The organism is Limnospira sp., assembly GCF_051859755.1.
GTDB lineage: Bacteria > Cyanobacteriota > Cyanobacteriia > Cyanobacteriales > Microcoleaceae > Limnospira > Limnospira fusiformis.
Map to the genome: position 1 here is coordinate 36,563 of NZ_JBIMLI010000021.1, position 10,374 is coordinate 46,936.

The following is a 10,374-nucleotide window of genomic DNA, read 5'->3' on the forward strand; positions in this document are numbered from 1 at the left end:
GGCGACAGCCGTCGGGAGTCAAGGGGAGATCCGAGTATCTGTGGGAATGACTAGCATGATGTTATGGCTGAGAATTTCCAAAGCGATCGCTTCTTCTCCCAGTGTGCGACCCATGCGATAAGAACCCCGCAGCATTGCCCCTAGGTGTTGATCCAAAACCGCAGCCGTCATGTAAGATTTTACCAAAACTATCGGTTCTTTCACCCAAGTTTTGGTGACCGGACTCCACCAATTGCCATGGGAAAAGGTGGCGTTGTGGCCTCCGGCGGGTCGGGTCAGTTCTTCCAGCCAGCCTTTCGCCTGGGAATATTTCTTAGCCGGAATGTGCCAGCGGACGGCGTAGGGTAGGCGGTCTAGGCTGATAGCAGAGGTGAAGATCGCATTTTCTACCAGGGGATATAAGCCGTTTTGGGCGGTGTTGATATGGGGAATCACGTTGGGCAGAATGTTGGCTATATGTTCCATGATTGTGCCTGCAATTCGATAGTTATATTTGGGGAGAACCCCCCTAGATAACTAACTGGGAAATCGTGATTTTTTATGCAGGGGCAGGTTGCACCCTCAACCGCGATCGCCACCAACAAGCCCCAGGAGGCTCCTAGAGCCTTGCCATCCCTTGGGGGTAGGGGGGCTGGTGATTAATCTTCTGCTCCCCGCAATGACTCGAATAACCGCCGCAAAATCGATCGCAGTTCTTGGCGAGACTCATCTTCGGCATTTTCTCGCACTGCCAATTCTCGCGCTGACTCGGCTACAGATTGGGCGATTAACGCTTCTACTTCCTGGGCGGCGGACTCCACTTGTAGGGGTTCCATGGTTTCCAATAATAAGGCTCTTTCCAGTTGGGCGACAACTGCTTGGCGTGCTTCCGCAGACCATTCACCCAAACCCGACCAATAGGACTCTAATTCGGCAAATCGGGACGGGTCGGCGAGGGGTTCGGCGAGTTCCAATAAATCCAACAGTCGATCGCATTCTAACAGGTCTTCGCGATCGATACTCAATTCCGGGTCTTCTATTTCTAGGGTGGGGGTAAATCCGACAATTTTTCCCCAGGTTTGGGGCGGGTTAATTTCTACTGCAATATAGGCTATGCGATCGCTTATTACGGCACCTTCGGGAATCTCCAAACTTTCGGCATTCGCTGGGAGGGGGATACATTCCACAATGCCCAAACTTTCCCCTTCTTCCCAGATTTCCAAATCCCCCCAATCCGTCAAAACCTGGGCGGCGATATTCCAGGCGCTACTGCTGCGGAAATCCGATTGATAATCGAACCTTTTTAGATATCGATGCACCACCCAAACAGCGATCGCTCTTTCCGCAATCTCTGGAAATTGGGAGGGTTCAATGTCACCGGAAATCCTTTGTAAATAATCGGTGATTTGCGGGGGTATCGGAATCAGTTGACCGAATAATTCTTGAGTGTTCATGATGCTTAAATAATCCTCTGGTTAACAGCTTGTTTCAGGGTAAATATCCCCATCATATAAATCTAGTTCCTGAGATAGGCGATCGCCCATTTTTTTCAACAGGGGACTGATGGTGCGACTCCAAGCAGAGTTGACGACACCCGGCGGGATCTTAAAATGTTCCGCCACCAATTTTAGGGTGTATTTTTCCCCGCGAGACACGCAATCATAAATGAACAATAAAGCATCTTGAACCGTAATCGGCGGCGGTGGGGTTTGGCGTACAAAAGAACTCCTTAACTCCCCCGTTGGGTCATTTTCAATTTCTCGGCGAATGCGTTGTAACCGAGGAATATCTACCGACGGCTGCGGTTCATTTTCAATATTGTAAGGTGTTTCCGGGTCTGGTGTGGGGGGATGATCATCGATTAACTGTCTGCGTTTTTTCAGGATGTCTTGATATGCCCATTTGCAGCGAATATTCCAGAGAGTGAAGGGACTAGCAGCGTTGTCAATATCGGGGTCATAAACTTCGCCACCCCGGACATTTCCATGAATTTTGCGATCGATATAATCCCAAGCCGCCGCCGTCGCTTCAATATATATCAAATCATCGCGATATTGTGGCGGTTCTCCCTTCCAAAAACAGTGTTCCGGTGCAGCTATCATCATTCGCATCGCCTCCCGTCGTAGGCGTTTACGTTCTTTCACCGATTAGGTTTTTAGCGATCGGCGCAAAATCTCTTTTACTTCCTTATCGGGACATTTAGAATCTCGTGTCATTGCCAGATTTATCAACTCGGTAGACCTCCTGAGATTATCCCACATTTCCCCCAGTGCGATCGCACTTTCCATAATCTTCTTAATCCCCCCAAAATTTCTCCTAATTAGGGGTTGACTTTGAGGAGGACTTGACATATCATAATAGCATGGGAAAAGGTGGGCGCATATATATGCCTGTGGGGGATAACCCATCGGGTAAACGGCTAATTAAAAACCGGGGTTTAACCGCCGAAATCAAGAAACCCGGTTTCTCAGTAGCCGTAGGGTGTGTCACCTGACGCACCGCATAGTCCTGTTCAAAAAACCGGGGTTTAACCGCCGAAATCAAGAAACCCGGTTTCTCAGCAACCGTAGGGTGTGTCATCTGACGCACCGCATAGTCCTGTTGAAAACGCGGTTTATCAACCGTTGACGGCGACGGGTTTGGGGGCGGGTTTATTAATATCCTCGTTGGGAGGGAAATTTGACCGCAGAACCCGCCCCTACAATTAATAATTAATAATTATCACCCTCGTAGGGTGCGTCACCTGACGCACCGCATAGCCAAGAATATCGGAGATAAACTCATGGAACCGGAATATCCGCTTTCCCAAATGAAAAGGAGACCCAATCCTTTTGCGGAACCCTTAAAAAAACAAGTCACTATTTCTCTGGGAATTGAGGTCATCGAATATTTTGAGAAGATGGCTCAACAGGAAGGCTTGTCTGAAATGCCACGCCTTTATATACATGGTTTTTCAGGTTCAAGAGTTGCGGCGCAAACAGGGCTAAATATTCCCCGTCTTCCTGTAGTTGAATGACAATCGTGAAATTCTCGACCTGTTCGGACTGTACCCCAGTAATGATGCGATTTCGGTCGGTGTCGCTGTGGTAGTGCCATCGGCGGTTATCCAGAAAACCCGCCACCTGTGCTAAGGTTGTTGCCATCTTCCCAATGCCTCCCAGATATCTTATCTCACTAATTATGCTAACAATGTTCTATCGATTCTGGCAGGGGTTTTTTATGCAGGCTAGAGATGGCGTTGACGGGTGCGGAAATTTTTGGGGATGGGGGCTTGACTTCCGGGGAAATTTGACGTAATATAACACCATGGGAAAGTGTGCCGCCATATATATATTCCGGGCGAGGCAAAAACCGGGTTAATGGTTGGTTTCTAGTTTTCGGTCAGGGAGTCATAGGGCGAGGTTTGTCGCTACGGGAAAGGTTTTCAGCGCGCCAGGCACAGATTCTCATAAAAGGGTTTCATTTTCACGGTAACTCTAAACTCTATGAAAAACCTGTCTATTTCCTCTTGGTCTTCAAGTTTACTGGCGAGTCTCACGGCTTGTACATTAGCACTGGCAACAGGTCCGCTACAAGCGCAACAGGTCATGTATCAACCCATTTCCATCGTTCCGGGTGAGGTGGTAGAGGACATCCTCTCGGAACGAGATATTCCCATAGGAGATGGCGGCTTTTTACGGGATTATCGCGTCCGTCTCCCAAGCAATGAACAAGTGATGATTGAGCTGATGTCGGATGAATTTGATACTGTGGTGGTGTTGTTATCGGATGATGGTATAGCGATCGCAGAAAATGACGACGGCCCGGACGGGACAACCAACTCTCTCCTGTTTGCTCGCATTATGGAGGGAGGGGATTATATTGTGAGAGTTCGCGCCTTTGGGGAAAGAAGAGGCGGAAATTTTCGCCTAAAAGTGACTCGGTTAGTTCCGGCAGGATGAGGTTGAAACTCCCGGCTTCTATGATTACCTATTCCTCCCCCGTCGCGCTACAGGGCGATCGCCTCCTGGGATAGAATCGGGGAAGTATCGATATCAATCAATTGAACGGGAGAGTTATATATATGCAGATTTCGCCCCTAAGATTCTTGCACAAGAAATTACTACCGATGGCGATCGCCTTATGGTTGGGACTGGTTGGATATTTTGGGGGGGAAACCGTGGCGGTGGCTGCGCCTACCCATCCCAGCGTCCTAGGGAGTCTGTTTTCCTTCTCAGGAAAGCGACCCGATAACCTAGGAGTACACGACGGCTATCTTTCCGATTGTCCTGCTTCCCCTAACTGCGTTTCCACCCAAAGCCAGGACGGGGTTCACTATATCGAACCTTTCACCTATTCCACCTCTGGGGAGGAAGCATTCGCTCAAATCAAACAAGTGGTGGAGAGTATGGACAACGCCAAAATCGTGACGGCGGATGACCATTATCTTAATGCCGAATTTACCTCGGCGATTATGGGCTTTGTGGATGATGTAGAATTTTATTTGGATGATGAGGCGGGGGTGATTCAAGTGCGATCGGCATCCCGACTCGGAGAGTCAGATTTGGGAGTTAATCGCGATCGGATCGAAACCATCAGAAGCCTTTTGAACCCATAAAATCAAAATCAAACCAAAACCCCCAATCCGTTGAGGAAAGGGGGTTAATTGGTGGTTATGTGAGTAGTCCCAGATTACAGAGCGTTACCGCGAGGTAGAACTTCTTCGGGGAATACAAAGTTTTGGTGAGGTTGATCGGCTGGAGCCATCCAAGCGCGAATACCTTCGTTAAGTAGAATGTTCTTAGTATAGAAGGTTTCAAACTCAGGATCTTCTGCCGCGCGCAATTCTTGTGACACGAAGTCATAAGCACGCAGGTTCAAAGCTAGACCTACTACACCGATGGAACACATCCACAGCCCTGTTACAGGAACAAACAGCATGAAGAAGTGTAACCAGCGTTTGTTGGAAAAAGCAATACCGAAAATCTGGGACCAGAAGCGGTTAGCTGTCACCATGGAGTAGGTTTCTTCGGCTTGGGTGGGTTCAAAAGCACGGAAGGTGTTAGATCCTTCTCCGTCTTCAAACAGGGTGTTTTCTACTGTAGCACCGTGAATAGCACAGAGTAGCGCACCACCCAGGATGCCGGCAACTCCCATCATGTGGAAGGGGTTGAGCGTCCAGTTGTGGAATCCTTGGAAGAATAGGATAAACCGGAAGATGCCTGCTACACCAAAGCTGGGAGCAAAGAACCATCCAGATTGACCCAAGGGGTACATTAAGAATACGCTCACGAACACGGCAATAGGACCGGTGAAAGCGATCGCATTATAAGGACGAATGCCAACTAAGCGGGCGATTTCTAACTGACGCAGGCAGAACCCAATTAGCGCGAAAGCTCCGTGTAGAGCTACAAAAGCCCATAAACCCCCTAATTGACACCAGCGGGTAAAGTCCCACTGAGCTTCGGGACCCCACAGGAACAGCAGGGAGTGACCCAAACTGTTGGCGGGGGTGCTGACTGCAGCGGTCAGGAAGTTGCAGCCTTCGAGGTAGGAACTGGCGAGTCCGTGAGTGTACCAAGAGGTAACAAAGGTAGTTCCGGTGAGCCATCCGCCGATAGATAGATAGGCACAGGGGAAAAGCAGGATACCAGACCATCCTACGAATACAAAGCGATCACGCTTCAGCCAGTCATCGAGGACATCAAACCATCCTCTGGTGACTTGAGGGCGTTCGACTGCTATTGTCATAAACCCAAATCTCCGAATAAATTATGATTTCCAGTAAATCAGCCAACTGCACTCTATTTTAAAATCTAGCTTCCCGTTCTTAACAGAAAGTTAGGGATATGATCGATGCCGTTAACTTTTCTTTACCTATCTTAACAGTATAAACATAAATTCTCAGATTGGCAAGTCTCAGAATAAAATTAATCGCGAGGGTCCTAGTGGGGGTCAGCCGGAAGCCCCAGAAGTGATGCGATCGCCTCAGAGATTGGGATTTAAGGGCTGCGATGTTAACCAGACAGTGCCGATATCTGACATACTGGTGAGAGTCGGTGTTAAACTTAACCTTTTTTTAAGACTTTTCTATGTTCACCATTGACATCATCGTGAAATATGTCCCGGTTCCCCTATCGGTACAAAGAAAGACCCAAGAGGACGCTATGGGGGTCTATAACCAGGTACTAGACATGATGCGTTCGGACCATGGGCAACTGTTGGAGTTAACCTGCGAGAAAATGACCGATAAAAAAGTAGCTGTCCTCAGCAGCGAAATTTCGGCTGTGCAGATTTCCGAAAAATCGGGGACCACAGCTACAGGTAGATCTCCGGGATTTGTAGCCTTAACACAATGAGCCAATCTGCCCAACCCCAAACACCCCTACCGGCTATTGAAGTCAAAAACCTGAACTTTCAATGGTCGGGAGGTGCTAGAGTCCTGACTTCTTGTTCCCTAGCCGTCCCCGCCGGGGAATTTTGGATGTTACTTGGTACGAATGGCAGCGGGAAATCAACCCTGTTGCGGCTACTAACTGGACTGCTGGAGTCCCAGTCCGGTGAGATTAACATTAAGGGACGGGTGGGGTTTGTCTTCCAAAATCCTGATCACCAATTGGTTATGCCTACTGTGGGGGCAGATGTGGCCTTTGGTTTGGTGGAAGATCGCCTCCCCCTAGTGGAAGTTAGGCGACGGGTTGAGGATGCTTTGGCGGCGGTGAAATTGCTGGAATTGCAGCGCCGCCCTATTTATGCCCTCAGCGGAGGACAAAAACAACGGATTGCGATCGCCGGTGCGATCGCTAGACATTGTGAAGTCCTACTTTTCGATGAACCCACCGCCCTACTAGACCCAGACAGTCAGCGAGACCTGGTTATTCAAGTTCGCCATTTAGTCAAAAATCGCGGCATTACCGCCCTCTGGGTGACACACCGCCTCGATGAACTTGACTACAGCGATGGTGCTTTTTTGTTGGAAAACGGCCGTGTGGTGGCTCAGGGAAACCCTGAACCCCTGAAACGGCGATTGATGCAAAATCATCAAACCTAGATTTTGGACCTTGATTTTTTCATCCTACCTAACGAAAAAAATGCCATTATTGAAACTAAGCAAAAATTGTCCACTGTTCAATATGAGCTTTGCAGTAATAAATCATGTCACGCCCTTTAACCAATGCCGTCCTGTTTGTAGACGGTTATAACATCATCGGAATCTGGCCCCGTTTACAACAAAAGCGCGACGGGGAAAGCATGGAGTCAGCCCGGCGACATCTGATCGAAACTCTGATTAACTACAGTGCTTTTGAAGGTCTCGATGCTCGCATTGTCTTCGATGCTCACTATCAGAATACTCCCGGTGTCAGTGAAAAGATCAGTCGTAATCTGTTGATTCACTATACAGGTTATGGTCAAACTGCTGACACTTATATAGAAAAAATGTGTGCCTCCCTGTGTCATAAGTTGCGACTATCACGGCGACGGTTGCTGGTGGCTACCTCAGACCGCGCACAACAGTTAACTGTGATGGGCTACGGTGCAGAATGGATGTCTGCAATGCAGTTATCCGAAGCGGTTGAGGCTTCTAATCGACAGCGCCAACGTCGCCACCAAACTCCTAAGCGATCGAGGAGTCGCTTTCTTGACAGTTCCCTAGATCCTGAGTCTCAAAGGCGTTTGGATCAGTTACGGATGGGGCTAAAATAAATTTGAGCAAAATGCTTGACAAAATTTTACCACTGGGTTACTATAGTTAACTGTGGCTAAGACAACCACAACCCACTTTCCTCGGTAGCTCAGTGGTAGAGCGGTCGGCTGTTAACCGATTGGTCGTAGGTTCGAATCCTACCCGGGGAGTTTTTGCCAAAAATACGGCATTAAATGCGATCGCCCGCCATAGCCTTAACCGGATATCCTGCCCAATTACTCGCCTGATTGGAGGTGCGTTCGGGGAGGGAGACATTTTTCGTTAGGTTGCTGTGGTAAAATGCGATCGCCCCATGGCCAAAATTATAGCAGCCAGAACCTTTCACTAAAGCATTATTATTTATGTTCGATGCCCTTTCTGAACGTTTAGAGTCCGCCTGGAAAAAACTCCGGGGTCAGGACAAAATTACAGAATCCAATATCCAGGAAGCTCTGAAAGAAGTTCGTCGCGCCCTATTGGAAGCCGACGTTAACCTGATGGTAGTTAAAGATTTTATCAAAGAGGTTGGCGTTCAAGCCCAGGGTTCGCAAGTAGTATCCGGCGTGAAACCCGGTCAACAGTTTATCAAAATTGTTCACGATGAGTTAGTGAAAGTCATGGGGGAAAGCAATGTTCCCCTGGCTGAAGCCCAACAACCACCAACCATCGTGTTAATGGCAGGTTTGCAGGGTACTGGTAAAACCACAGCTTCCGCTAAGTTAGCCTTGCACCTACAAAAAGAGAATCGCAGCAGCCTGTTAGTAGCTACGGACGTTTACCGACCAGCAGCTATTGACCAGTTAATGACTCTGGGGAAACAGATAAATGTTCCCGTATTCGAGTTAGGGAAAGATGCCGACCCGGTAGAAATTGCTCGCCAGGGTATTGAGTACGGCAAAGCCCAGGGTATTGATACAATTATCATTGATACGGCTGGTCGGTTACAAATTGACCAGAATATGATGGCGGAACTGGCTCAAATAAAGGAGACGGTTCAACCTCACGAGACCTTGTTAGTAGTTGATGCCATGACGGGTCAGGAAGCAGCTACCCTGACTCAGACCTTTAATGACCGAATTGGCATTACTGGTGCTATCCTCACTAAAATGGACGGGGATAGTCGCGGCGGCGCGGCTCTGTCAATTCGGCGAGTTTCCGGCGCTCCGATTAAGTTTGTCGGGGTCGGGGAAAAGGTAGAAGCCCTACAACCTTTTTACCCGGAACGTATGGCATCCAGAATTTTGGGTATGGGTGACATCCTCACATTGGTGGAAAAGGCTCAGGAAGAGTTTGATATCGCCGATGCTGAGAAGATGCAGGAGAAGATTTTAGAGGCTAAGTTTGACTTCACGGATTTTCTCAAGCAGACCCGGTTGATGAAAAATATGGGGTCTTTGGGGGGGTTGGTTAAACTCATTCCCGGGATGAATAAAATCTCTCAGGAGCAGTTGGACGCGGGGGAAAGCCAGCTTAAACGCTCGGAGGCTATGATTAATTCTATGACCATTGAGGAGCGGAAGAATCCTGAGTTGCTGTCAAATTCGCCCTCAAGACGTAAGCGGGTGGCTAAAGGGGCTGGATATGCGGAAAAGGATGTGATGCGTTTGGTGAGCGATTTTCAGCGGATGCGGAGCTTGATGCAACAAATGGGTAAGGGTCAGTTTCCGGGTATGGGAATGCCGGGTATGGGAATGCCGGGTATGGGAATGCCGGGTATGGCTGGCGGCAAGAAGAAGAAAAAGAAAGCCAAAAAGAAAAAGGGTTTCGGTCAGCTTTAACTGTGGGAGTTGACTTTTGTCGGGTTCTGGGAATGCTATAATACTAAGTTACCCCATTGAGAGGCGGATTTGCTGGTCAGTCTGTCCTAGACTGCTACAATAGCTTAAAATTCATAAGGAGAGTTGATTAAAACCAAATGATCAAACTGAGATTGAAACGTTACGGTAAGAAACGAGAAGCTAGTTATCGGATTGTGGCGATGGATAGTCTGTCGCGTCGTGAAGGTCGTCCTCTGGAAGAGTTGGGTTTTTATAACCCCAGAACGGATGAAACTAGATTGGATACCCCGGCTATTATTCGACGGCTGAAACAAGGGGCTCAACCTACTAGAACTGTGCGTAACATCCTGCAAAAAGCCAATGTATTTGAACAACTCAAGTCCGGAGTCATCGCTGAACCCAGTATCCCAGAACCTGTCAGCCAATCCTAATTATGGGGAGTTGGCACGATTCTTAATTAGCCCGTTTTTGGGGTCGCCAGAGGCGCTGCGGGTTGATTGTGAGCGATCGCCAGCTCACCGCAAAATTTGGGTGAGATTGGCTTTTGAGGCGGAAGATAAGGGCCGTGTTTATGGTCGTTCGGGACATAATATCCAGGCGATTCGTAATGTTCTATCTGCGATCGCTAGAGTGGCGGGGGAATCGGTGTATTTAGATATTTACGAAGACAGTCCTACCCCAGGTCGTCCGCCTCGGGCTTCAGCAAACCGTCCGTCTCCGAAACGTACCAGCCGCCCAACTCGTCCATCTACCCCTAGGGGACCAATTCATAGAGACGGATAGTTTTCTGTTGCTAAGGAAAGCGACGCAAGGAACGCCTGTCTGTCGCTTTCCTGATTGATTGTCCTGTATTTGTCTGGTGTATAGATGATGTTTGGTCAGCACCCCCGGCTGAAGCACAGGGGCTTCGTGCCCCCCTTTCAGGTAGCTGACCAGCTATAGCCTTAACTGGCT

The 10,374-nt window shown here is 48.7% G+C and carries 16 protein-coding genes and 1 tRNA gene; 9 read left to right on the forward strand and 8 right to left on the reverse strand.

The genetic code is table 11. The features are described 5' to 3' along the window. Positions 1 to 18 precede the first annotated feature (18 nt). From ACTIE0_RS05960 to ACTIE0_RS05985, 6 genes are all read right to left on the reverse strand, one after another. Positions 19 to 465: a hypothetical protein gene (locus ACTIE0_RS05960; protein WP_006621002.1), complete on the reverse strand. Its 447-nt coding sequence runs from the start codon at positions 463 to 465 to the stop codon at positions 19 to 21. Between the two features lie 173 nt (positions 466 to 638). After that, the gene (locus tag ACTIE0_RS05965) at positions 639 to 1,433 is read right to left on the reverse strand and encodes a DUF1822 family protein (protein WP_006670301.1); all 795 of its coding nucleotides are present in this window, start codon (positions 1,431 to 1,433) and stop codon (positions 639 to 641) included. A gap of 21 nt (positions 1,434 to 1,454) precedes the next feature. Further along, positions 1,455 to 2,123 (reverse strand): hypothetical protein, encoded by a 669-nt coding sequence (locus ACTIE0_RS05970; RefSeq protein WP_006621000.1) that lies wholly within the window; start codon positions 2,121 to 2,123, stop codon positions 1,455 to 1,457. 3 nt (positions 2,124 to 2,126) lie between these two features. Further along, positions 2,127 to 2,330 (reverse strand): hypothetical protein, encoded by a 204-nt coding sequence (locus tag ACTIE0_RS05975; protein ID WP_006620999.1) that lies wholly within the window; start codon positions 2,328 to 2,330, stop codon positions 2,127 to 2,129. Position 2,331: 1 nt separating this feature from the next. After that, positions 2,332 to 2,559, reverse strand: a complete 228-nt coding sequence (locus ACTIE0_RS05980) for a hypothetical protein (protein ID WP_006670299.1) — start codon at positions 2,557 to 2,559, stop codon at positions 2,332 to 2,334. A gap of 299 nt (positions 2,560 to 2,858) precedes the next feature. Then, positions 2,859 to 3,122 (reverse strand): hypothetical protein, encoded by a 264-nt coding sequence (locus ACTIE0_RS05985; RefSeq protein ID WP_006620995.1) that lies wholly within the window; start codon positions 3,120 to 3,122, stop codon positions 2,859 to 2,861. A 342-nt stretch (positions 3,123 to 3,464) separates the two neighbouring features. Here ACTIE0_RS05985 and ACTIE0_RS05990 point away from each other — a divergent pair, with 342 nt between their 5' ends. Next, entirely contained in the window at positions 3,465 to 3,920 is a 456-nt protein-coding gene (locus ACTIE0_RS05990) for a hypothetical protein (RefSeq protein WP_006670298.1), read from the forward strand. Between the two features lie 122 nt (positions 3,921 to 4,042). After that, positions 4,043 to 4,576 carry a DUF1499 domain-containing protein gene (locus ACTIE0_RS05995; protein ID WP_006670297.1) on the forward strand — a complete coding sequence of 178 codons (534 nt, stop codon included), beginning with the start codon at positions 4,043 to 4,045 and terminating at the stop codon, positions 4,574 to 4,576. A gap of 74 nt (positions 4,577 to 4,650) precedes the next feature. On the opposite strand, the gene psbD is transcribed toward ACTIE0_RS05995, so the two are convergent. Next, a complete protein-coding gene (gene psbD / locus ACTIE0_RS06000; protein WP_006617906.1) occupies positions 4,651 to 5,709 on the reverse strand; it encodes a photosystem II D2 protein (photosystem q(a) protein) in 1,059 nt (352 codons plus the stop codon). A 341-nt stretch (positions 5,710 to 6,050) separates the two neighbouring features. On the opposite strand from psbD, the gene ACTIE0_RS06005 reads away from it, so the two are divergent. From ACTIE0_RS06005 to ACTIE0_RS06020, 4 genes are all read left to right on the forward strand, one after another. Further along, the gene (locus ACTIE0_RS06005; protein WP_193520332.1) at positions 6,051 to 6,317 is read left to right on the forward strand and encodes a UPF0367 protein family; all 267 of its coding nucleotides are present in this window, start codon (positions 6,051 to 6,053) and stop codon (positions 6,315 to 6,317) included. Continuing rightward, positions 6,314 to 7,009, forward strand: a complete 696-nt coding sequence (locus ACTIE0_RS06010) for an energy-coupling factor ABC transporter ATP-binding protein (RefSeq protein ID WP_006620991.1) — start codon at positions 6,314 to 6,316, stop codon at positions 7,007 to 7,009. The genes ACTIE0_RS06005 and ACTIE0_RS06010 overlap by 4 nt, the downstream gene beginning before the upstream one ends. Before the next feature lie 104 nt (positions 7,010 to 7,113). Further along, positions 7,114 to 7,662: an NYN domain-containing protein gene (locus ACTIE0_RS06015; RefSeq protein ID WP_006620990.1), complete on the forward strand. Its 549-nt coding sequence runs from the start codon at positions 7,114 to 7,116 to the stop codon at positions 7,660 to 7,662. Between the two features lie 78 nt (positions 7,663 to 7,740). Continuing rightward, positions 7,741 to 7,812, forward strand: a tRNA-Asn gene (locus ACTIE0_RS06020). A 20-nt stretch (positions 7,813 to 7,832) separates the two neighbouring features. On the opposite strand, the gene ACTIE0_RS06025 is transcribed toward ACTIE0_RS06020, so the two are convergent. Next, positions 7,833 to 7,988, reverse strand: coding sequence for a hypothetical protein (locus ACTIE0_RS06025; protein ID WP_006620989.1), 156 nt, complete (start codon positions 7,986 to 7,988; stop codon positions 7,833 to 7,835). Positions 7,989 to 8,004: 16 nt separating this feature from the next. On the opposite strand from ACTIE0_RS06025, the gene ffh reads away from it, so the two are divergent. The 3 genes from ffh to ACTIE0_RS06040 all read left to right on the forward strand — a co-directional run bounded on the left by ffh (position 8,005) and on the right by ACTIE0_RS06040 (position 10,203). Further along, complete coding sequence (gene ffh / locus ACTIE0_RS06030; RefSeq protein ID WP_006620988.1) at positions 8,005 to 9,420, forward strand: signal recognition particle protein; 1,416 nt, start codon at positions 8,005 to 8,007, stop codon at positions 9,418 to 9,420. Positions 9,421 to 9,557: 137 nt separating this feature from the next. After that, positions 9,558 to 9,851 (forward strand): 30S ribosomal protein S16, encoded by a 294-nt coding sequence (gene rpsP / locus ACTIE0_RS06035; protein WP_008055729.1) that lies wholly within the window; start codon positions 9,558 to 9,560, stop codon positions 9,849 to 9,851. A gap of 10 nt (positions 9,852 to 9,861) precedes the next feature. Further along, the gene (locus tag ACTIE0_RS06040; protein ID WP_006620986.1) at positions 9,862 to 10,203 is read left to right on the forward strand and encodes a KH domain-containing protein; all 342 of its coding nucleotides are present in this window, start codon (positions 9,862 to 9,864) and stop codon (positions 10,201 to 10,203) included. Positions 10,204 to 10,374 lie beyond the last annotated feature (171 nt).